General features: G+C 63.1%; 20 protein-coding genes. 7 read left to right on the top strand and 13 right to left on the bottom strand.

All coding sequences use genetic code 11. The annotated features are described in order from the left end of the window. Nucleotides 1–13 precede the first annotated feature (13 nt). The 4 genes from D4A92_RS08110 to pheT all read left to right on the top strand — a co-directional run bounded on the left by D4A92_RS08110 (nucleotide 14) and on the right by pheT (nucleotide 4,759). Nucleotides 14–886: a serine/threonine protein phosphatase gene (locus D4A92_RS08110; RefSeq protein ID WP_203019187.1), complete on the top strand. Its 873-nt coding sequence runs from the start codon at nucleotides 14–16 to the stop codon at nucleotides 884–886. Next, nucleotides 879–1,964: a phenylalanine--tRNA ligase subunit alpha gene (pheS, locus tag D4A92_RS08115; RefSeq protein ID WP_203019188.1), complete on the top strand. Its 1,086-nt coding sequence runs from the start codon at nucleotides 879–881 to the stop codon at nucleotides 1,962–1,964. Before D4A92_RS08110 ends, pheS begins: the two co-directional genes overlap by 8 nt. Before the next feature lie 84 nt (nucleotides 1,965–2,048). Then, complete coding sequence (locus D4A92_RS08120; protein ID WP_112247581.1) at nucleotides 2,049–2,339, top strand: DUF2442 domain-containing protein; 291 nt, start codon at nucleotides 2,049–2,051, stop codon at nucleotides 2,337–2,339. After that, entirely contained in the window at nucleotides 2,336–4,759 is a 2,424-nt protein-coding gene (gene pheT, locus D4A92_RS08125; protein WP_203019189.1) for a phenylalanine--tRNA ligase subunit beta, read from the top strand. Before D4A92_RS08120 ends, pheT begins: the two co-directional genes overlap by 4 nt. Nucleotides 4,760–4,898: 139 nt before the next feature. On the opposite strand, the gene D4A92_RS08130 is transcribed toward pheT, so the two are convergent. The 3 genes from D4A92_RS08130 to D4A92_RS08140 all read right to left on the bottom strand — a co-directional run bounded on the left by D4A92_RS08130 (nucleotide 4,899) and on the right by D4A92_RS08140 (nucleotide 7,276). After that, nucleotides 4,899–5,045 carry a hypothetical protein gene (locus D4A92_RS08130; RefSeq protein ID WP_166600004.1) on the bottom strand — a complete coding sequence of 49 codons (147 nt, stop codon included), beginning with the start codon at nucleotides 5,043–5,045 and terminating at the stop codon, nucleotides 4,899–4,901. A gap of 153 nt (nucleotides 5,046–5,198) precedes the next feature. Beyond that, nucleotides 5,199–6,221: a ribosome small subunit-dependent GTPase A gene (gene rsgA, locus D4A92_RS08135; RefSeq protein WP_203019190.1), complete on the bottom strand. Its 1,023-nt coding sequence runs from the start codon at nucleotides 6,219–6,221 to the stop codon at nucleotides 5,199–5,201. A 140-nt stretch (nucleotides 6,222–6,361) separates the two neighbouring features. Next, a complete protein-coding gene (locus tag D4A92_RS08140) occupies nucleotides 6,362–7,276 on the bottom strand; it encodes a DMT family transporter (RefSeq protein WP_203019192.1) in 915 nt (304 codons plus the stop codon). Between the two features lie 281 nt (nucleotides 7,277–7,557). Here D4A92_RS08140 and D4A92_RS08145 point away from each other — a divergent pair, with 281 nt between their 5' ends. Further along, a complete protein-coding gene (locus tag D4A92_RS08145) occupies nucleotides 7,558–8,301 on the top strand; it encodes a helix-turn-helix domain-containing protein (protein WP_203019876.1) in 744 nt (247 codons plus the stop codon). Between the two features lie 26 nt (nucleotides 8,302–8,327). Here D4A92_RS08145 and D4A92_RS08150 read toward each other — a convergent pair whose 3' ends face one another. From D4A92_RS08150 to D4A92_RS08165, 4 genes are all read right to left on the bottom strand, one after another. Then, nucleotides 8,328–9,098, bottom strand: coding sequence for an ABC transporter ATP-binding protein (locus D4A92_RS08150; RefSeq protein ID WP_203019194.1), 771 nt, complete (start codon nucleotides 9,096–9,098; stop codon nucleotides 8,328–8,330). Further along, entirely contained in the window at nucleotides 9,095–10,132 is a 1,038-nt protein-coding gene (locus D4A92_RS08155) for a FecCD family ABC transporter permease (protein ID WP_203019195.1), read from the bottom strand. The genes D4A92_RS08150 and D4A92_RS08155 overlap by 4 nt, the downstream gene beginning before the upstream one ends. Beyond that, a complete protein-coding gene (locus D4A92_RS08160; RefSeq protein WP_203019196.1) occupies nucleotides 10,129–11,148 on the bottom strand; it encodes an ABC transporter substrate-binding protein in 1,020 nt (339 codons plus the stop codon). The genes D4A92_RS08155 and D4A92_RS08160 overlap by 4 nt, the downstream gene beginning before the upstream one ends. 105 nt (nucleotides 11,149–11,253) lie before the next feature. After that, nucleotides 11,254–12,621, bottom strand: a complete 1,368-nt coding sequence (locus D4A92_RS08165) for a PLP-dependent aminotransferase family protein (RefSeq protein WP_203019197.1) — start codon at nucleotides 12,619–12,621, stop codon at nucleotides 11,254–11,256. Nucleotides 12,622–12,783: 162 nt separating this feature from the next. On the opposite strand from D4A92_RS08165, the gene D4A92_RS08170 reads away from it, so the two are divergent. Continuing rightward, complete coding sequence (locus tag D4A92_RS08170; RefSeq protein WP_203019198.1) at nucleotides 12,784–13,644, top strand: DMT family transporter; 861 nt, start codon at nucleotides 12,784–12,786, stop codon at nucleotides 13,642–13,644. 67 nt (nucleotides 13,645–13,711) lie between these two features. Here the strand turns inward: D4A92_RS08170 and D4A92_RS08175 are convergent, their stop codons facing one another. From D4A92_RS08175 to D4A92_RS08190, 4 genes are all read right to left on the bottom strand, one after another. Beyond that, the gene (locus D4A92_RS08175) at nucleotides 13,712–14,707 is read right to left on the bottom strand and encodes an aldo/keto reductase (RefSeq protein ID WP_203019199.1); all 996 of its coding nucleotides are present in this window, start codon (nucleotides 14,705–14,707) and stop codon (nucleotides 13,712–13,714) included. Nucleotides 14,708–14,709: 2 nt separating this feature from the next. Beyond that, entirely contained in the window at nucleotides 14,710–15,660 is a 951-nt protein-coding gene (locus tag D4A92_RS08180) for an aldo/keto reductase (RefSeq protein ID WP_203019201.1), read from the bottom strand. Nucleotides 15,661–15,824: 164 nt separating this feature from the next. Beyond that, a complete protein-coding gene (locus D4A92_RS08185) occupies nucleotides 15,825–16,793 on the bottom strand; it encodes a GlxA family transcriptional regulator (protein ID WP_203019203.1) in 969 nt (322 codons plus the stop codon). Nucleotides 16,794–16,804: 11 nt separating this feature from the next. After that, nucleotides 16,805–17,365, bottom strand: coding sequence for a cysteine hydrolase family protein (locus tag D4A92_RS08190; protein ID WP_203019205.1), 561 nt, complete (start codon nucleotides 17,363–17,365; stop codon nucleotides 16,805–16,807). A gap of 193 nt (nucleotides 17,366–17,558) precedes the next feature. On the opposite strand from D4A92_RS08190, the gene D4A92_RS08195 reads away from it, so the two are divergent. Further along, complete coding sequence (locus D4A92_RS08195; protein WP_203019207.1) at nucleotides 17,559–18,545, top strand: Gfo/Idh/MocA family protein; 987 nt, start codon at nucleotides 17,559–17,561, stop codon at nucleotides 18,543–18,545. A gap of 15 nt (nucleotides 18,546–18,560) precedes the next feature. On the opposite strand, the gene D4A92_RS08200 is transcribed toward D4A92_RS08195, so the two are convergent. Both D4A92_RS08200 and D4A92_RS08205 read right to left on the bottom strand, forming a co-directional pair. Then, nucleotides 18,561–18,935 (bottom strand): GtrA family protein, encoded by a 375-nt coding sequence (locus tag D4A92_RS08200; protein WP_203019208.1) that lies wholly within the window; start codon nucleotides 18,933–18,935, stop codon nucleotides 18,561–18,563. After that, nucleotides 18,932–19,966, bottom strand: coding sequence for a glycosyltransferase (locus D4A92_RS08205; RefSeq protein ID WP_203019209.1), 1,035 nt, complete (start codon nucleotides 19,964–19,966; stop codon nucleotides 18,932–18,934). The genes D4A92_RS08200 and D4A92_RS08205 overlap by 4 nt, the downstream gene beginning before the upstream one ends. Nucleotides 19,967–20,129 lie beyond the last annotated feature (163 nt).

The raw sequence follows: 20,129 nt of genomic DNA on the forward strand, positions 1-20,129 counted from the left end.
GCGAGGAATGCATATGGCCTCTCTGGCAGAGAGATCCGGTGCGCCAATGGGTGAACGGGATCTCCAGGACGATGAAATTGCGGAAATCGTGCGGGCGCTCGTCGAAAGCGACGGTCGGGTGCAGCGCCTTGACCTGCCGCGTCGCCGCCTCTGGATAAAACGCCAGGGCGGCAAGGTCATGCCGGGGTTCGTTGCCCTGCAGGGGCTGGCTGCCGCTCTTTTCCGCCTGCCGTTTCTCAGGCCGTCGCCGCAATTGGCGCCCGAGGCGATGCAGGCCCGCGAAATCGAGCGATTGCGCGCCTTCGGCAAGGCCGGATTTCCGGTGCCCCGGCTTGTCTATGCCTCGGCGACGGCGATGGTCATGGCAGATGCAGGACCGACGATTGCCGAACACATGCGACGGGTGCGCGCCGACGCCGCTGCCCATGACGCCTTTCTGGTCAAGGGCGCAGATGCGCTCGGGCGGGTGCATGCCGCGGGGCTCAGTCACGGCAGACCGCATGTTCGCGACTTCTTCCTGGCGGACGGTGCTGTCGGGTTCATGGACTTCGAGGAGGATCCGGCCTCCGTCATGCCGCTGGAAACGGCGCAGGCCCGGGACGTGCTCCTCTATTTTCTCGTCGTCACATCCTTTGCCGCGTCCCCCGACGTGACCTGCCCGGCCGCACTCGACGCCTGGCTTCGCCATGCTCCGATAGCTGCGCGCCGGGAATTGCGGGCCTTGGCCTCGGTCGCCGGTCGAATTTTGCCGCTCGCCCGGTTGATCGGCCGCGTGCACATGGGTAGTGATCTGCGACGCTTCATCATGGCTACGGAATTTCTGATGCAGGCCCCGCTCGACAGGGCGGATAGCCCGAACACCGCCAAGGCAGGACAAGATGGTTGAACTAGACGTTTTGAAGGCACAGCTGCTTGCCGAGATCGCCGCAGCCGGCGACGAGCAGGCGATCGAGGCGGTGCGTGTGGCGGCCATGGGCAAGAAGGGGTCGGTCTCCGAACTCCTGAAGACGCTCGGCACGATGAGCCCCGAAGAGCGCCAGACACGGGGTGCCGCGATCAACGCCTTGAAGAACGAGATCACCGAGGAGATCACGACGCGAAAGACGGCGCTCAAGGATGCGGCGATCAATGCCCGCCTGAAGGCCGAGACGCTGGATGTCTCGCTGCCCGTCCGCTCCTCGCCGGCCGAGCGTGGCCGCATCCATCCAATCAGCCAGATCGTTGACGAGATTACCGCGATCTTCGCCGATATGGGCTTCTCGATCGCCGAAGGTCCCGATATCGAGACCGACTATTACAACTTCACGGCGCTGAACTTCCCGGAAGGCCATCCGGCCCGCGAGATGCACGACACCTTCTTCCTCCAGCCGGATGAGAACGGTGAGCGCAAGGTGCTGCGCACGCACACCTCGCCGGTGCAGATCCGCACCATGGAAGCGCAGAAGCCGCCGATCCGCATCGTCATTCCCGGCAAGACCTATCGCCAAGACTCGGACGCCACGCACTCGCCGATGTTCCATCAGGTCGAAGGCCTCGTCATCGACAAGACGGCCAATGTCGCCAACATGCGCTGGATCCTCGAAGAGTTCTGCAAGGCCTTCTTCGAGGTCGACAGCGTCACCATGCGCTTCCGCCCGTCCTTCTTCCCCTTCACCGAGCCGAGCTTCGAGGTCGACATTCAGTGTGACCGTTCCTCGGGCCCGATCGTCAAGTTCGGCGAAGGCAAGGACTGGATGGAAATCCTCGGCTGCGGCATGGTCCACCCGAACGTGCTGCGCGCCGGTGGCCTCGATCCGGACGAGTACCAGGGCTTTGCCTGGGGCATGGGCCTCGACCGCATCGCCATGCTGAAATACGGCATGCCGGACCTGCGCGACTTCTTCAACGCCGATGTCCGCTGGATGAGTCATTACGGCTTCCGCCCGCTCGACGTGCCGACCCTGTTTGGTGGTTTGAGCAACTGATCTGCGAATGACTGGCCGCCATGACGGCCAGATGGAGGGGCAGTTGGAGGCTGCCCCATCCTTGTGAATGAAGGCAAATGTGACGTGATTGAACATCTCGACAACATGCGGCCGGTCGATCTGCTTTGCGATGACGACTTGCTGCATGTGGAACTGACGGACGGTCGTATCGTCAGCGTCCCGGTCTGGTGGTACCCGCCCCTGCAGGAGGCGATGCCGGTGGAGCGGAACAACGTGGAATTCATGCCGTCGAGCATTCACTGGCCCGATATCGATCTCGATGTGACGGTGGTCAGCATGCTCCTCGGAAGACAGGCGTCAGGCGCGCGACCGCTGGACGCTTCGGGCAAGATGCAGATGGGAACGAGACAATGAAATTCACACTCTCCTGGCTGAAGGATCACCTGGAAACCGAGGCCTCGCTTGAGGAAATCTGCGAGCGGCTGACGGCCATCGGCCTTGAGGTCGAGGATGTCGATGACAAGGCGGCCTACAAGCCCTTCGTCATTGCCAAGATCCTGACGGCGGAAAAGCATCCCGAGGCTGATCGCCTGAAGGTGCTCTCGGTCGATGCCGGTGACGGCAAGCCGGTGCAGATCGTCTGTGGCGCTCCGAATGCCCGCGCTGGCATGATCGGCGCACTTGCGCGTCCGGGCACCTATGTGCCGGGCATCGACGTGACGCTCTCCGTCGGCAAGATCCGTGGCGTCGAAAGTCATGGCATGATGTGCTCCGAAAAGGAGCTCAATATCTCCGATGACCACAATGGCATCATCGACCTGCCCGAGGATGCGCCTGTCGGTACATCTTTCGCCTCTTACGCCGGCCTCGACGATCCGGTCATCGAGATCAACCTGACGCCGAACCGCCCGGACTGCACGTCGGTCTTCGGCATCGCGCGGGATCTGGCCGCTTCCGGTCTTGGCAAGCTCAAGGCGCCTAAGGCGCCCGCCTTCAAGGTCGAGGGAGAGACCCCGGTCGAGGTGAAGCTCGAGCTCGAAGACCATCTTTGCCCGGGCTTTGCCTATCGCCTCGTGCGCGGCGTGACGAACGGCCCGAGCCCGAAATGGATGCAGCAGCGTCTGCTGTCGATCGGGCTTCGTCCGATCTCGGCGCTCGTTGACGTCACCAACTACATGACCTTCGACCAGGGTCGTCCGATGCATGTCTTCGACGCCGACAAGGTCAAGGGCGCACTGGTTGTCCGTCGCGCGAAGGAGGGCGAGGAGATCCTCGCGCTCGACACGCGCACCTACAAGCTGAACCCGAACAACGTCGTCATTGCTGACGACAACGGTCCGGAATCCATCGGCGGTATCATGGGCGGCGAGCATTCGGGCTGCGACGAGAACACCGTCAACGTCCTGATCGAATCCGCGCTCTGGGACCCGATCAACATCGCCAAGACCGGTCGTGCGCATGGCATCATCACCGATGCGCGCTACCGCTTCGAACGCGGTGTTGACCCGGAATACATGATCCCGGGGCTGGAGCGCACCACCGAGCTGGTGCTCGAGATGTGCGGCGGTGTCGCGGCCGAGAAGAAGGTCGTCGGCTACAAGGGCCATGAGAAGAAGGTCGTCGACTTCCCCTATGCGGAAGTGAAGCGCCTCACCGGTCTCACCGTTTCCAACGAGGAGTCCCGCGAGATCCTGACAGCCCTCGGCTTCGAGATCCTGTCGGGCGACGAGACATCCGCCAAGGTCTCGGTCCCGTCCTGGCGTCCTGACGTCGATGGCAAGGCAGATCTCGTCGAAGAAGTCATGCGCGTACACGGCGTCGACAACATAAAGCCGGAACCGCTGCCGCCGACCGGTTCGGTCAATGCCAAGATCTTGACCACGCTGCAGATCCGTACCCGCACGGCGCGCCGGGCGCTCGCCTCGCGCGGCATGCTGGAAGCCGTCACTTGGTCCTTCATTCCGGCCGAACACGCCGCGCTCTTCGGCGGCGGCCAGCCGACGCTGAAGCTGGTCAATCCGATTGCGGCTGACATGTCCGACATGCGGCCTTCGCTGCTGCCGGGTCTCCTAACAGCTGCCCAGCGCAATGCCGACCGTGGCTTCGGCGATGTGGCAATCTTCGAAGTCTCCGGCACCTATGAAGGCGATACGCCTGACACCCAGCGTCGCGTTGCCGGTGGCGTGCGTCGGGGTACGGCCTCGATCGCCGGGGCTGGCCGTATGTGGTCGAATGGGGCCAAGGGCGGCGGCAAGGCGGTCGACGTCTTCGACGCCAAGGCCGATGCGCTGGCCGTGCTCGAAGCCTGCGGTATTCCGGTTGGCAATGTGCAGATCGAGCAGGGTGGCCCCGAATGGTACCACCCGGGCCGTTCCGGCACGATCAAGGCTGGCCCCAAGGTCGTGCTCGGCACCTTCGGTGAGTTCCACCCGAAGACGCTGGAAGCGCTCGACGTTTCCGGTACGCTGTGCGGCTTCGAGATCTATCTCGACGCCCTGCCGGAGCCGAAGAAGAAGGCGACCCGCACCAAGGCAGCACTTGAGCTTTCGCCCTTCCAGATGGTGAAGCGCGACTTCGCCTTCGTCGTCGAAAAGGCTGTCGAAGCCGGCGCGATCATCAAGGCGGCGACCAGCGCGGATCGCAAGCTGATCTCGGGCGTCAACGTCTTCGACATCTTCGAAGGCGCATCCGTCGGAGAAGGCAAGAAGTCGGTGGCGATTGAAGTGCTGATCCAGCCGGCCGACAAGACGCTGACCGACGAGGATTTCGACGCGCTGACGAAGAAGATCGTCGGCAATGTCGAGAAGTCGACGGGTGGCACGCTGCGCGCCTGATCTTTTGGTGGCGGACTGACTTGGTCCGCTTGCCGTAAGACAAAGAAAAAGCCCTTTCCCTGCATGTCAGGGAAAGGGCTTTTTGATTTGAATCCAGTGGTCATGGACCATCAGGAAGGTCGGGCTTCACCATCAAACCTCAAAGGCTGACGCGACGACCTTCCTTGTCGGCGGACTTGCGGTCGTCGCCATGCTTGGCGAGAATCGCCTTGGCGTCTTCGACCGAGATGCGATGCTTCTTGGCAAAGGGAATGGGTTCATAGCCCTTGGTGTTGTCGTCTGCCATGCTGGTCTCCAATTCTGGAAATGCGCCGGCAGGATGCCGGAGCCCTAGATGTCGCGGGTATACGGGGAAGAAAAACTCGCATGTGGCGAGCGGATGCGACGCGTGCGAAGGGCGTCGCCTATGAACGCTATGTAGGGATTTGCGGCAGAAAGCTCAATACTTCTTCTTGCGCAGCGTCTTGTTGCCCTTCGGCCCGGAATAGACGGGCGTGCGGTCGCGGTTTTCCGCCTGCAGCTGCCGCCAGCGGTCGAGACGGGCAGGATCGAGCGTGCCCTCCTTGATCACCGCCTGCACGGCGCAACCCTTCTCATGCGAATGGCTGCAATCGCGGAACTTGCAGAGTGGCGCAAGCTCGGTGATCTCGGCAAACAGCGTGTCGATGCCATCGGTGATGTCGCTGACATAGAGCGTGCGAATGCCGGGCGTATCGATCACCCAGCCGCCACTCGCCATGGAATGCAGGGATCGGGCGGTCGTCGTGTGCCGCCCCTTGGCATCATGCTCGCGGATCGAGCCGGTCTTCTGAGCCGTTTCAGTGCCGTGACCGGCGAGCGTATTGACCAGTGTCGACTTGCCGACGCCGGATGACCCGACGAGCGCCACCGTCTGGCCGGGACCACACCAGGGCATCAGGGGGGTGATGGCTTCAGGCGAACGCGCATTGACGATGACGACGGGCAGATCGCGCTGCAGCCTCTGGGCCTCGTCGGCATAGACGGATGGGTCGTCGACCGTGTCGGCCTTGGTCAGCACGATCACCGGACGCGTGCCGGCCTCGTTGGCCATGACAAGATAGCGTTCCAGCCGAGCAACGTTGAAATCGGCATTGCAGGAGGTGACGATGAACAGCGTATCGACATTGGCGGCGGCGAGCTGCTGGCCGATGGCGCCTTCGGTCCGCCGCTGAAAAACGGATTGGCGATCGAGGCGACGTACCAGCAGACCTGTATAGGGTGCGGCGAGAACCCAGTCGCCTACGGCAAAATCAGCCGTATTGCTGTTTGGCGGAAGCTCGATCTCCACCGGCCCGGTGCTGTCGATCGCCTCCAGGCGGTCGCGATGTACCGAAGAGATGCGGCGCACTATGAGGTCACTCTCCTCGGCCGTCACCTGCTCGGCAAAAAAGGCGTTGAAGCCGAGCCGCGCGAGCGCGGCGGTGTTGTTGAGGGCGGTCAAGGGCGAAACCCTGGGGCAGGACGTGGAGCCATGGAGACTTTCAGCGTTGGGATCAGAGATCGACGCTTCTCTTAGCGCAGAAAGTTGTCGCTGACGCTAGAAATCGTCCGTGCCATCCGTCGCAGGTGCCGGATATGCGATCAGACCTTGAGTTCCACCGGCTCGGCGGCGGTGACGGGTTGTCGGCGCGGCAGCCGGGCAAACATCACCGCATTGCCGGCGAGCGTCAGTGCGAGGCCCACCATCGCCAGCGGCGTGAAGTGATAGTCCTCGTAGAGGCTCGACAGCGTCAGGGCGACGACGGGAAAGAGCACAGTGGCATAGGCGGCCTTCTGCGAGCCGATGCGCGAGACCAGCATCAGATAGGTGGTGAAGCCGACGACCGAGCCGATGACGGAGAGATAAACGAGGGCGGCGAGATAGGTCTGGTTCGGCGGCAGCACGATGGGCGTGCCGGTGATGCTGATCAGGGCAAGAAGCGCGATCGAGCCATAGCTCATGCCCCAGGCATTGGCGGTTACCGGCGCGATGCCGGCGGCGCTGTTGCGGCGGGACGCCATGTTGCCGAAGGAAAAGAACAGCGTGCCAAGCGCCGAAAGCCCGATGCCCTTCCAGCTGTCCGGATTGACGGCGATGAAGATCTCAGGCCCGAAGAGCAGCGCAAGCCCGTTGGCGCCGAGACCGGCGGCGACCAGCGTGCGTGGCTTGATCTTGTCTCCGAAGAAGATCCGGGCATTGACGGCGTTGTAGACTGTGGCGAGCGAGAAGACGACGGAGATGAGACCCGAGGGGACATAGCTTGCCGCGTGATAGAAGCAGAGGAAGTTGCAGCAGAAGAGGGACAGCGCCTGGACGAGGATGAAGGGCTGCTGCTTCAGCGTCGGCCCCTTCAGGCGACCTGTGAGCGCCATTACGCCGACGAGCACGAGAGCTGCAAGCGCGAAGCGATAGAAGACCGAGACCAGCACCGGCACCGGCCCGATCTGCAGCGCGATCGCGATCCAAGTTGTGCCCCAGATCAGCACGGTCGACGAGAAGAGAAGGAGATTGGTCATGGGCTATGCCTCGCTTTCGAAAGGCAGGTAACGCCGCAGGCGCCATCCATTCTTGCAAGATCTTGCGGTGATCTTCGGCGTGTCGGCCAATGAGGCCCGATTGCCGATGGCGCAGCGCACAAACCGCGCTAAAATACGAGGCGATCTTTTGAAGGTACTCCATGCTGCACACCGCCACCGTTTTCGGCTCCCTGTCCGCCTCGTCCCGTGCCGAGCGTGGGGAAACGCTTGACCTCGGTGAGGGCAGGGGAAGTGCGATCTGGCGCAACAGCCATGACCGCATGCGCTACGAGCGGATCGACGGCCACACTTTCAGCTGTTATCTGCGCGGCGGCGACGGGACGCGGCGGCTCGATGCCGGCAGCATTGCCGGCTGGCCGGGCGCGCTCTGCATCATGCCGCAGGGGGCCTCGTCGGAATGGGAGATCACCGACAACTTCGAATTCGTGCATCTCTATGTCGCCGACGACGAGCTGCGCCGCTTATTCTCGGAGACCTTCGACCGCGATGCCCGGCTGATGCTTCTGCCTGAGGCGACCTTCGACGAGGCGCCACGATTGGCAGAGGCTTTGGTGCATCTGGCCGCTGCCACGCAGGGCGGCAACCGGCTGCTCGCCGAACAGGCGATCACCTCGGCGGTCGAACAGCTGTTTGCCGATCCGCGTTATGGCGGCGAACGGCGTCCGGTGCTGCGTGGCGGTCTGGCGCCCATCCTGCGGCGGCGCCTTGTCGAGCATATCGAGGCGAGCCTCGATCAGACGATTACGCTGAAGGATCTGGCGAAGCTCGCCGATTTGAGCGAATTCCATCTGCAACGGATGTTTCGCTTGAGTTGCGGTGTCTCCCCGCATGACTTCATCCTCAACCGCCGCATCGATCGCGCCCGGCGCATGCTGGAAGGCAGCGAGCCGATTGCCCAGATCGCCACCGCCTGCGGTTTCAGTAGCCAGAGCCATCTGACGCGCATGTTCAAGGCAGTCACCGGCACGACGCCGTCGGCCTATCGCCGCGCGATCAGTGGCTGAGCGAGGCGCGGCGCTGTCGCTTTGCCCTAGCGGGCGGCGCGGGTGAACTGGATCAGCGGCCGACCATGATGCGCCGATGGCTCGACATGGGCGTCGATCGAGAAAACCTCGCGCAGCAGGTGCTTCGTGAGCACCTCCTCCGGCGTGCCGCAGGCGACGACCCGGCCTTCCTTCAGCACGATAAGCCGGTCGCAGAACATCGCCGCGTGATTGAGGTCGTGCAGGGCGATCACGCTGGTGAGCGGCAGATCCGAGATCAGCGACAGAAGCGCGATCTGATGCTGCACGTCGAGATGGTTGGTCGGCTCGTCGAGAATGATTTCCTTCGGGGCTTGTGCCAGGGCACGCGCGATATGCGCCCGCTGCCGTTCGCCGCCGGAGAGGCTCTGCCAGCTATGGTCCCGCTTTGCCTCCATGCCGGCCCGCTCCAGCGCCTGCTCGACGGCCGTCTGGTCTTCTGCAGTCCAGGCGGAGAACATCGAGCGATGCGGAAAGCGACCGAGCTTGACGACGTCGGCGACCTTCAGGTTGGCATTGGTCGTCGCATGCTGTTCAACGAAGGCGACGCGCTGCGCCATCGTCTTGCGGGCAATCGACTGGATATCGTGTCCTTCAAGGCTGATGCTGCCCGAATGGGGACGCTTCAAGCCTGCGAGCAGCCGCAGCAGCGAGGTCTTGCCGGAGCCGTTGGGGCCGAGCAGGCCAAGCGTCTCGCCGGGGCGTGCGGCAAAGCTCACCCGGTCGAGAATGGTCTTCGACCCGATCTTCCAGGTGATGGTATCGGCCGTGATGCTCATGTCGGGCGCTGGAAACGATAGAGGATGATCGAGAAGACAGGCACGCCGACGAGCGCGGTCACGACGCCGATGGGCAGCACCTGCTGCGGAACCAGGATCCGAGAGGCGATATCGGCAAGCACCATGAAGATGGCGCCGCCGATGGCGCAGGCCGGAAGCAGGCGGATGTGGAGCGGTCCGACGAGGAAGCGCGCAGCATGCGGGATGACGAGGCCTACAAAGCCGATCGAGCCGACCATGCTGACGATCGTCGCCGTCAGCATGGCGGTGAGACAGAAGAGCGCGAGCCGGGCGCGACCGACATTGACGCCAAGTGCTGCGGCAGCCTCGTCGCCAAAGGCGAAGGCGTCGAGGATGCGGGAATAGGCGAGGCAGGCGATCAGGCCAAACCCGACGACCACGGAGACCAGCATGAACTCCGGCCAGCGCACGCCGCCGAAGCTGCCGAGCAGCCAGAACATCACATCACGCGCCTGCTGGGCATTGCCGGCAGTGGTGACGATATAGGAGGTGGCGGCGTTGAAGAGCTGGGATGCAGCAACGCCGGCGAGGATCGTGCGGTCGGCCCCGCCCCGCGTGCCGTTGGAGAGGAGCGCGACGAAGAGGAAGGCGGCAAAGGCCCCGGCGAAAGCGCCGGCCGAGAGGGAGACAGCACCTGAACCGAAGCCGAGGATGACGATACCGACGGCCCCTGTGGAGGCGCCAGCCGAAATGCCGAGCACATAGGGTTCGGCCAGCGGGTTGCGCAGAAGCGACTGCATGATGGCGCCCGAGATCGCGAGCCCCGCACCGCAGAAGGCCGCGACAAGCGCCCGGCTCAGCCTGTAGTCCCAGATCACGGCTTCATGGATGCGATTGAGCTCGGCTGTCGTCCAGCCGAGCTTGTTGGAGATCGCAAGGAAAGTGGTGCTGATCGGGATCGGCAGATCACCGATCCCGACACTCAGAGCCACCACGAAGACGACGGCAGTCAGCGCCAGCGCGACCAGCGCTGAAACGCGAAACACCTGCGCTGTACCTGCCGACCGTGTCACTTGATCAGACCGCGTGCCTTCAGCTGCTCGGAAACCTGTTCGGCACCATAGATGGTGCGGATCGTCGGGTTCATCGCCTGGCCGTCCATGACGACGATGGCGTTGTTCTTGACAGCCGGCATCTGGCTGGTCGCGGGGTCAGAGGTCAGGAAGGCAATCTTGGCTTCCGGCTTGTCGAGTTCCCAGCGGTTGCGGTCGAGGCTGGCGACGACGATGACGGAGGGGTTGGAAGCGATGATGCTCTCCCAGCCGAGCGCCGGCCATTCGGCTTCCGTGTCGATCGCGTTCACGCCGCCAAGCACGTCGGCGATATAGCCGGATGCACCGTTCTTGCCGCCGAGATAGGCATCGGCAGACGGCGACTGGCTGGAGAACCAGAAGACGTAGGAGAGCTTCTCGTTCGAGGCCGGCACGGAGGCGCGAAGAGCTGCCTCGCGGGCCTTGAAATCGGCGATCAACGCCTGGCCGCGATCGGCGACGTCGAAGATCTGCGAGAGTTCGTCGATCTCCTGATAGAGGCTGTCCATGCTCCAGAGCTTGTCACGGGCTCCGTAGAGATCTGTGTCGTCCTTTTTCTCCAGGCAGGTGCTCGGCGAAAGATAGGTCGGGATATCAAGCTTGGTGAAGTCTTCGCGCTTGGCGACCTTGCTGTCCGGTCCAATCAGGCTCGGCAGGGCGGCGGCAACGAAATCCGGGTTTTCCGAAAGGATGGCTTCAAAGGTCGGGAACTCAACGGTGAGCAGCTTGACCTTGGCATTGGCCTCGGCCAGTTCCGGGAGCACTTTGCTCGGCCAGAAGGCCGTGCCCGCCATCTTGTCTTCGAGGCCGAGCAGCAGAAGGATTTCCGCGCTGTTCTGGCCGAGACCGACCGCACGTTCCGGCGCCTTCGTGAAGGTGACGTCGACGCCGCAATTCTGGATCGTCAGCGGATACTGCGTTGCCGCTGAAGCGGATGTGGCCAGAAAGCCGAAGGCGGCCACGCCGGCGGCAAGCAATGCGGAAGAAAATTTGGTCATGGGAGGATCCTGCAAAACACGATGGCAGCCACCTACTGCGAAATGCTTTTGCAAACAAGATAGAAAAACTCAGGTTATTGCGCGGCCAGCATCAAGATCCTGACTTCACGTGTTTGCCAACGTCTTCAACGCCCGTTCCAGCACCCGATACGGGCGCGCATCGCCCATATGCGCGACGTTGAAGCGCATGAAGCCGTCTGATGACAGCGAGGGGCTGAAGACATTGCCTGGCGCCAGCACCACGCCCTGCGGCAGGGCGGCCTGCGCAAGCGCGGTGGAGCTGACACCTTGGGGCATCCGGCACCAGAGATAAGGCCCGCCGCGTGGCATCAGAACCGGCGCGATGCCGAGGTCGCAGAGCCGGGTTGCGGTCGCGCGCCGCTCCGTGTCGAGGCGTCGATGCAATTGCTCAAGGTGTTTGCGATAGCCGCCGCTTGCGAGAACGCCGTGGATCGCCTCGGTCGCCACCTGGCTCGGTCCGCCGAACTGGATGGCGACCTGCAGGTCGGTGAGCATGCGGATGCGCTCGGGGTCGGCGGCGATGAAGCCGGTGCGCAGCGAGGCGGAAATGGTCTTGGAAAAGCTGCCGATGCGGATGACGCGGGAAAGCCCGGCGAGCGTGGCAAGCGTGATTGCCGGCTCCGGTTCGAAGTCCGCGAATATGTCGTCCTCGACGACCAGCATGTCCGAACGGGCGACGATGCCGAGCAGCTGGAAGGCGATCTGCGGCGATAGCGTCGCGCCGGTCGGATTGTGCAGGCCGGAATTGGTGAGATAAAGCCGCGGCGCCTCGCGCGTCACAGCGGCCTCGAATGCGGCGATGTCGGGTCCATCTGAGGTGTAGGGCACAGGGATCGCAACGGCCTGATGGGCCCTCAGCAGCGTCTGGAAATTGAAGTAGCAGGGATCGTCGACGATCACCCTGTCGCCGGGGCGCAAAAGCAGCCGGCAGACCAGATCGAGCGCCTGGGTGGCAGAGCCTGTAAGCAGCACCTGATCTCCGGACAGCGTAATCGACTGCTGACGCAGTCGCATCTCGACGAAGCGCCGGAGGCCAGCACTGCCGCGCGAGGGTCCGTAATCCGTCATGAGGCTGGGCGCTTGGCGGAGCACGTTTCGCATGCCGGCATGCAGGAGGGCGGTCGGCATCCAGTCCGGCGGCAGCCAGCCGCAGCCGGGCTTCGATGTGCCTGGATCGGCGTCCAGCGCCTGACGCGCTACCCAGAAGGGATCGACTTCCGGGGGCCTTGGCGGCTCAAGCCGGACAAGTGGTGCGGGCGTGCGGCCGGCCTCGGTGACAAAGAAGCCGGAGCCGGGGCGAGCCCGGATCAAGCCCTCGGCGGAGAGCCGGTCATAGGCTTCGACCACGGTCGAGGGCGATACCGAAAGCTCCGCAGCCAGCCGCCGGATCGAGGGCAGACGGTCGTTTGGTACGAGCTGACCCGAACCGATGCGGCCTTGAATAACGGCCATGACATGGGCCGTCCTTGAGGCGGGCAGCTCCGGTGGTTGAACGCGCTCGTTCATCTGTATGGCCTTTGTCATCAATACAGTTTGGCCAGATTGTATCGCTCCGTTTCTGGATGCGCCAGCCCCTTCGCGCGATAGGGGAGGGCAGGAAAGAAGGAGATAAGAATGACGACGTCTTGGAAAGCCTGGGCAAGCGGTTTCATCGGCGTGCTGATCTTCAGCGGTTCACTGCCGGCAACGCGGGTGGGGCTTGCCGATTTCGCCCCGCTGTTCCTGACTTCGGCGCGGGCCGTGATCGCCGCACTTCTGGGAGCTGCCCTGCTTATCGCGATGCGGGAGAAGCGCCCCCTGCGCGGAGATCTGTTGCCACTGGCCATCGTCTCGCTTGGCGTCGTTGTCGGCTTCCCGCTGCTGACGGCGCTGGCGCTGCAGAGCATCAATTCCGCCCAGTCGATCGTGTTCATCGGATTGCTACCGCTCTGCACCGCGCTGTTCGGCGTCTTGCGGGCGGGGGAACGCCCCTCTGCTGTTTTCTGGATGTTCTCCGTCACGGGAGCGGGGCTCGTGGCCGGCTATGCGCTGTTGGCGACGGCGGACATGGCGCTGCAAGGCGCAGTGTTGATGATTGCCGCAGTGATCGCCTGTGGCCTGGGTTATGCCGAAGGCGCGCGGCTGTCGCGTCGGCTTGGCGGCTGGCAGGTGATCAGCTGGGCGCTGGTGCTGTCGCTCCCGGTGATGCTGCCACTGGCGCTCTGGAGCGTGCCGGAGGATCTTACCGCCGTTTCGACATCCGGCTGGTTGGCTCTCGCTTACGTCTCGCTGTTCAGCATGATGATCGGCTTCATCTTCTGGTATCGCGGTCTGGCACTGGGCGGCATTGCCTCTGTCGGGCAGCTGCAGCTGCTGCAACCCTTTCTCGGTTTCGTGCTCGCCGCAGGGCTGTTGCATGAGAAGGTGAGCCTTCCCATGCTGGCGACAGCCCTGCTGGTCGTTCTCTGCGTGGCGGGTAGCCGACGCTTTGCTTGACAAAGCATGTCCAGCAAAAGTGCGTCAGCGGTTTTGCGTCCGGACTGCGTCAAACCAGCCGAGCGACTTACCGTCCCGCCATCTTCGCCATGGCCTCGCCATACCGTGCGCCGGCCACCTTGTCAGGCGAGACGACGGAAGACAGCGTGGCGAGCTCGTCGGCCGAGAGCGTGATCCCGGTCGCATCGATGTTGCTGTCGAGATTGGCGATCTTGGTCGTGCCGGGGATCGGCACGATGAAATTGCCCTGGGCGAGTACCCAGGCAAGCGCCAGCTGGCCGGGCTTCACGCCCTTGTCCGCCGCCATGGTTTCGAGCGCGGTGACAAGCGCCAGATTGGCGTCGAAGTTCTCTTGGTCGAAGCGCGGCAACCCGCGGCGGAAGTCGTTTTCGCCAAGCTTGGAGAGATCCTTCAGGGCGCCGGTCAGCATGCCGCGACCGAGCGGCGAAAACGGCACGAAGCCGATGCCGAGTTCGCGGCAGGTGTCGAGCACGCCGTTGGTTTCGGGGTCGCGGGTCCAGAGCGAATATTCGCTCTGAATGGCCGAGATCGGGTGCACGGCGTGCGCCCGGCGCAGCGTCGCAGCACTTGCTTCGGACAAGCCCAACGCCTTGACCTTGCCTTCCTTAACGAGGTCCGCCATCACGCCGACGGTCTCCTCGATCGCAACATCAGGATCGACGCGGTGCTGATAGAAGAGATCGATGACCTCGACGCCGAGCCGCTTCAGCGACGCCTCGGCGACGGCCCGCACATGTTCCGGGCGGCTGTCGAGGCCGGAGGGGCGTGCGGCCTTGGCCTCGTCGCCGATGGTGAAGCCGAACTTGGTGGCGATTACCACCTGGTCGCGATGCTGGCGTAAGCCTTTGCCAACCAGTTCCTCATTGGTGAAGGGGCCATAGACCTCCGCCGTGTCGAAGAAGGTGACGCCACGCTCCACCGCGTGGTCGAACAGCTTCTGCGCCGCCGCCTCGTCGATATTGGTGCCATAGCCATGGCTCATGCCCATGCAGCCGAGGCCGATGGTCGAAGTGGTGAGGGTGCCGAGTCTGCGGGTCTTCATGATCATGCTCCGGCTTGATTGAGTTGGTTCATCTGCGCGGTCGTCAGCTGCAGTTTTCCGGCCGCGATCAGGCTCTCGAGCTGTCTGAGGCTGGTGGCGGACGCGATCGGTGCGGTGACGCCGGGCTGTGCGGCGATCCAGGCGATCGCGACGGATGCCGGACTGGTGCCGGTTTCAGCCGCCACCTGGTCGAGGGCGCCCAATATATCGAAGCCGCGCGTGTTGAGATAGGGCTCCATGTCCTCGCCCCGCGCCTTGCCTTCGGTATCGGCAGCGCTGCGATACTTGCCGGTGAGGAAACCGGAGGCCAGCGCATAATAGGTGATGACGCCGATCTCTTCGCGCTGGCAGAGCTCTGCGAGTTCACCCTCGAATTTCGAGCGGGTATAGAGATTGTATTCCGGCTGGATCACGTCATAGCGCCCGACGCCGGCCTTGGCTGCCGCATCGAAGGTCGCCTGCAGCTGTTCGGCGTCGAGGTTGGAGCAGCCGATCGCGCGCACCTTGCCGGCATCTTTCAGCTTGGCGAAGGCGGTCAGGCTTTCCTCATCGTCCGTTTCGGCATCCGGCCAATGGGCCAAATAGAGATCGATATAATCGGTCTGCAGGCGGCGAAGCGAATCCTCCACGGCCTCTGCAACGCGGCGGGCACTGAGGCCCCGCTTCTTGCCGCCGAGATCGGCGCCGACCTTGGTAACGATGACGGCATCCTCGCGCTTCACACCGCCGCGCTTCAGCCAATTGCCGATGATCGTCTCGCTTTCGCCACCGACATTGCCGTCGACCCAGAGCGAATACATGTCGGCGGTATCGATCGTATTGAAGCCGGCCTCGAAGAAACGGTCGAGTATGTCGAAGGACGTCTTCTCGTCGGCCGTCCAGCCGAAGACATTGCCGCCGAGCACGACGGGAGCGATCGAAAGGCCGGTGCGGCCGAGAGCACGTTTCTGCATGGAAAGCCTCGGGAAGAGATGGGGGATCAAGGGTCGACGCTATCAAGCGTAAGTCGAAGGCACCATTGAAAATCATTGATGGGTTCTGAAGCTGGACTATCAATAGCCCAGTCCCGACCTCGATATGGGCCTCGTATTGCGGCTTTCCAGTGTCGGTGCCGCTTTCAGGTCCCAGTCTTGCGAAAGGCGCTGGGCGACAGGCCGTGATGCTGGGAAAAGACCCGGCGCATGTGGCGCGAGGAGGCAAAGCCTGCGCGCAAAGCGAGGCTCTCCATGTCTAGCCTGCTTTGCATGAGCAATTCCTGCGCCAGCGTCACCCGCATCAGGTTGACGTAGTCGACAACCGACTGACCGACATGTTCGCGGAAGAGGCGGGACAGATGCCGTTCGCTCAAATGCGCGATCTCGGCGAGCCCCGGCAGCGACCAGTCGCGCGCTGGATCCGCCATGATCGCATCCTGGGCCCGGTGGATGGCCGGATGAATATGGTTGCGGCCCGAAAGCCAGGGCGAGAGCTGAGGGTCCTGGCCGCTGCGCCGGAGATAGATGACCATCTTGCGCGCGGCAGACAGTGCTGCCTGCGGCGAGGCGAAGCGGCTGACGACATGCAGCATGAGGTCGATGCCGGTCGAGATGCCCGCACTCGAAAAGCGGTTGCCATCTTCGACATAAAGCCGGTTCTCCAGAACACTCGCCGTTGGGGCAAGTGCCCGGAGTTCGTCGAGGCAATCTGCGTGCGTGGTACACTGATAGCCCTCCATCAGCCCGGCGGCCGCAGCAAGCAGCGCGCCGGAGCAGATGGTGACGAGCCGCGTGTCTGGCCTGACCGTGCGGGCGAGCCAGCGCGTCAGTATCTTCAGTTCGGCCTCGCGGGCGATCTCTTCCGCGCCGACGGTAAGGCTGCCGGAAATGACAAGGATCGCATTCTCAGGCAGCGTCTCAGGCAGGGGTTCGAGACCGTCAATCATGAGCCCGATGGAGGTCTGCTGCCGCGATTGGGCAGAAATGTAGCGATAGTCGAAACGGACCCGGTCCTGTTCCTGGTTCGCGTAGCGCAGCACCTCCAGCGGACCGGCGATGTCGATCAGCAGCGTGTCGGGCGGAACGAGGATGAAGACCGGGATCACGTCCATCGTGGGTGGTCTCAGGCGGCGGCCGACAGCGGCGCAAGCGCCTGCTCGACGGTCACGATCCGAGCGAAGCGGTTGGCGAGCACCAGCTCCGTGCGCATACGGATGTCGTCGGCGGTAAAGACCCGGCCGGATGCATGCGTCATGGGGAAGGTGAGCGTCGCCTCGGTGACGAAGTCGACCGCGAAGCCGAGATCGGATGCATGGCGCGTCGTGGTCTCGCAGCACTGCTCGGTGCGGATGCCCGAGACGACCACGCGGGAGATGCTCTTTTCGCGCAGCCAGGCCTCGAGACCGGTGTCCACTAGTGCGGAATGCACGCCCTTGTGGAAGGTTACTTCGGGGTCGATGGAGATCTCGTCGAGTGCCCGGATGAGGCCGCTTTCCAGCCGGAAGGCCGCGTCCGTGTCGACATGGAAGATCTGCACGATCGGCATGCCGGCGGCCTTTGCGCCATCGATCAGCGCCTGCTGCCTCGAAAGGTAAGCGGGAAGTTCTGATGCGTCCCAATAGGGCGCATGGCGAAAGCTTTCCTGGACGTCGACCACGATGAGGGCGGTATTATGAGCGGACATATTCGTCTCCTGTCGTTGCGATGACATCTAGCATATGTCCTCGCATTCAGGACACCATGCGCGGAGCGGACGAAGATGGGACATATTCGGCCATTCGCCTTTCTGTCCGCGCGGGCAGATTGTCTGACAACCCGTTGCGCCCCGCCTGTGCTTCGCCTAATGTCCGCCGCGACATTTTGGAGGAGGAATAAAGATGCTGCGTTTTGGAATTCTGTCGACGGCCAAGATCGGTCGCGAGCTTGTCGTGCCGGCGATCCAGGATGCCGAAAATGCCGTGGTGACAGCGATCGCCAGCCGCGATCTGGCGAGAGCCCGCGAGATGGCCGATCGCTTTTCGGTGCCGCATGCCTTCGGCTCCTACGAGGAGATGCTGACCTCCGACCTCATCGATGCCGTCTATATTCCGCTGCCGACCTCGCAGCATGTCGAGTGGGCGATCAAGGCCGCTGACGCCGGCAAGCATGTGCTCTGCGAAAAGCCGATCGCGCTAAAGGCTGAAGAGATCGACGAGATCATCGCGGCCCGCGAGCGCAACAAGGTGCTGATCACGGAAGCCTATATGGTGACTTACGCACCGGTCTGGCTGAAGGTCCGCGAACTGCTGGCCGAGGGCGCGATCGGCACGTTGAAGATGGTCCAGGGCTCCTTCACCTACTTCAATCGCGACCCTGACAACATGCGCAATATCCCCGAGCTTGGCGGCGGTGCATTGCCCGATATCGGTGTCTACCCGACGATCACCACCCGCTTCGTCACGGATAAGGAGCCGGTCCGCGTCCAGTCGACCATCGAGCGTGATCCGGATTTCGGCACGGATATCTATGCGAGCGTGAAGGCTGACTTTGCCGATTTCGAACTGAACTTCTATGTCTCGACCCAGATGGCCAACCGCCAGCTGATGGTCTTCCACGGCACTGACGGCTTCATCGAGGTGAAGTCACCCTTCAACGCCGATCGCTGGGGTGCCGAGGAAGTCGAACTCACCAATCGCGGTCACAACGTCTCGCAGATCTTCCGCTTCCCCGACAGCCGCCAGTACAAGCTGGAGGCAGAGGCCTTTGCCCGCGCCGTGGCTGGCACCAAGGGGGAGGTCGTCACACTGGAAAGCTCCAAGGCAAACCAGAAGCTGATCGACGCGATCTACCGCGCCGCCGAGAAGGACGGTTGGGAAGCGGTCTAACCAACCGCTTACCCGTCAGCGTCTGAAGACGTAGCGCGAATAGCCGAAGAAGCTGAACAGCATGGCCGCGATGGAGGCAAAGACCAGAGCGGCATAGGGGCTGAGCAGCGGTGCGCCGATCAGGAGCAGGGCATAGACCCCGTAATTGATCAGCGACGTCACGACACCGATAAAGCCGTAGCGAAAGCCTTCGCTGACGACTGAGCGCTTCGATGCGCCGAAGGTGAAGTGCCGGTTCAGAAGCCAGGTCGTGGTCATGGCAACGGCAATCGCGCCGATCCGGCCGGCGAACGGGCCGATTGGCGTGAAGCTCAGGAACAGCCAGAGCACACCGGCATCCACAAGGAAGCCGGTAGCGCCGACGATGGCGAAGCGCAGAAACTTTCTCATGCCGCCCGCGATGCGTCCTTTGTCGAAACCTTCGACGACCGTTCACGCCGCGGTTTCCCCACTTCCGTTGCCGGCTCCTTGGCGGGAGTCGAAGGGGCAAGTGCCGGCAGCGTTAGATAGTGGATCCGGAGCTGTTCGGCCCTGGAGCGCGCGAGCGAATCGAGAATGAGCGCTGCCGTAAACGACAGGAAGGACATCATCATCAGCGCCATGGCGCCGATCCAGGTCGGCATGCGCGAGACGAGCCCGGTAGTGAAGAATTCGTAGAGAACGGGCGCCATGGCCGCGAGGCTGACACCCATCAGGCCGGCCGCGATCAGGCCGAAAAAGGCGAAAGGTCGCGTTTCCTTCATGAGCATGGCGAACATCCAGAGGATCTTGAAGCCATCCTTGAAGGTCGAAAGCTTGGAATGCGAGCCTTCCGGCCGGCGTCCGTAGTCGAGTTCGATCTCGCAGACCGGAAGCTTCAGCCGCGAGGCGTGCACGGACATTTCCGTCTCGATTTCGAAGCCCGCGGAAACGGCGGGAAAGCTCTTCACATAGCGGCGCGAAAAGGCGCGGTAGCCGGAGAGGATGTCGGTGAAATCATTGCCGAACAGCACGCGGTAAAGTTGGTTGAACAGTCGGTTGCCGAAGGCATGGCCCTGGCGACCGGCGTCGTCATGCACCCCGCGTCGGGTGCCGACCACCATGTCGACACGTTCGGTGATCAGCGTGCGGATCAGCTCCTCGGCATCTGCAGGGCCATAGGTCCCGTCGCCATCGGCCATGATGTAAATGTCGGCATCGATATCGCAGAACATGCGGCGCACCACATGGCCCTTGCCCTGGCGGCGTTCGCGCACGACGGTCGCGCCCGCGAGCATCGCCTTCAGCGCCGTGCCGTCGGTCGAGTTGTTGTCATAGACATAGATCTTCGCCTCGGGCAGGGCCGCGCGGAAATCGCTCACCACTTGGCCGATAGTTGCCGCCTCGTTGTAGCAGGGCAGGAGAACGGCGATGTCGAGGGAAGGGCTGGCCTGCTGGCTCATCGGGACCTGCTCTGAAGCGCTGGGGTTCGGGCAGCCTGCGGCCACCATTGGTTTTACTATTTCTTGAGAAGGTTAAGGCTAGGTTTCAGGCCACCGCAGTGTTTGAAATACGGTCTGCCGGTTGTTTCCCTCGAAGAAACGCCCGAGACGGACCCGGAGGTTT

The sequence above is a fragment of the Rhizobium rosettiformans genome, assembly GCF_016806065.1.
Lineage (GTDB): Bacteria > Pseudomonadota > Alphaproteobacteria > Rhizobiales > Rhizobiaceae > Allorhizobium.

What these genes read in the sequence shown, in the direction of transcription:
- D4A92_RS08140 (WP_203019192.1), bottom strand. Translation starts at nt 7,276, where the DNA reads ATGACCAATCTCCTTCTCTTCTCGTCGACCGTGCTGATCTGGGGCACA.
- D4A92_RS08185 (WP_203019203.1), bottom strand. Translation starts at nt 16,793, where the DNA reads ATGGACGTGATCCCGGTCTTCATCCTCGTTCCGCCCGACACGCTGCTG.
- D4A92_RS08205 (WP_203019209.1), bottom strand. Translation starts at nt 19,966, where the DNA reads ATGAGCCAGCAGGCCAGCCCTTCCCTCGACATCGCCGTTCTCCTGCCC.
- D4A92_RS08175 (WP_203019199.1), bottom strand. Translation starts at nt 14,707, where the DNA reads ATGAAGACCCGCAGACTCGGCACCCTCACCACTTCGACCATCGGCCTC.
- D4A92_RS08130 (WP_166600004.1), bottom strand. Translation starts at nt 5,045, where the DNA reads ATGGCAGACGACAACACCAAGGGCTATGAACCCATTCCCTTTGCCAAG.
- pheT (WP_203019189.1), top strand. Translation starts at nt 2,336, where the DNA reads ATGAAATTCACACTCTCCTGGCTGAAGGATCACCTGGAAACCGAGGCC.
- D4A92_RS08195 (WP_203019207.1), top strand. Translation starts at nt 17,559, where the DNA reads ATGCTGCGTTTTGGAATTCTGTCGACGGCCAAGATCGGTCGCGAGCTT.
- D4A92_RS08110 (WP_203019187.1), top strand. Translation starts at nt 14, where the DNA reads ATGGCCTCTCTGGCAGAGAGATCCGGTGCGCCAATGGGTGAACGGGAT.
- D4A92_RS08190 (WP_203019205.1), bottom strand. Translation starts at nt 17,365, where the DNA reads ATGTCCGCTCATAATACCGCCCTCATCGTGGTCGACGTCCAGGAAAGC.
- D4A92_RS08200 (WP_203019208.1), bottom strand. Translation starts at nt 18,935, where the DNA reads ATGAGAAAGTTTCTGCGCTTCGCCATCGTCGGCGCTACCGGCTTCCTT.
- D4A92_RS08180 (WP_203019201.1), bottom strand. Translation starts at nt 15,660, where the DNA reads ATGCAGAAACGTGCTCTCGGCCGCACCGGCCTTTCGATCGCTCCCGTC.
- pheS (WP_203019188.1), top strand. Translation starts at nt 879, where the DNA reads ATGGTTGAACTAGACGTTTTGAAGGCACAGCTGCTTGCCGAGATCGCC.
- D4A92_RS08170 (WP_203019198.1), top strand. Translation starts at nt 12,784, where the DNA reads ATGACGACGTCTTGGAAAGCCTGGGCAAGCGGTTTCATCGGCGTGCTG.
- D4A92_RS08165 (WP_203019197.1), bottom strand. Translation starts at nt 12,621, where the DNA reads ATGGCCGTTATTCAAGGCCGCATCGGTTCGGGTCAGCTCGTACCAAAC.
- D4A92_RS08150 (WP_203019194.1), bottom strand. Translation starts at nt 9,098, where the DNA reads ATGAGCATCACGGCCGATACCATCACCTGGAAGATCGGGTCGAAGACC.
- D4A92_RS08160 (WP_203019196.1), bottom strand. Translation starts at nt 11,148, where the DNA reads ATGACCAAATTTTCTTCCGCATTGCTTGCCGCCGGCGTGGCCGCCTTC.
- D4A92_RS08145 (WP_203019876.1), top strand. Translation starts at nt 7,558, where the DNA reads ATGCGCTACGAGCGGATCGACGGCCACACTTTCAGCTGTTATCTGCGC.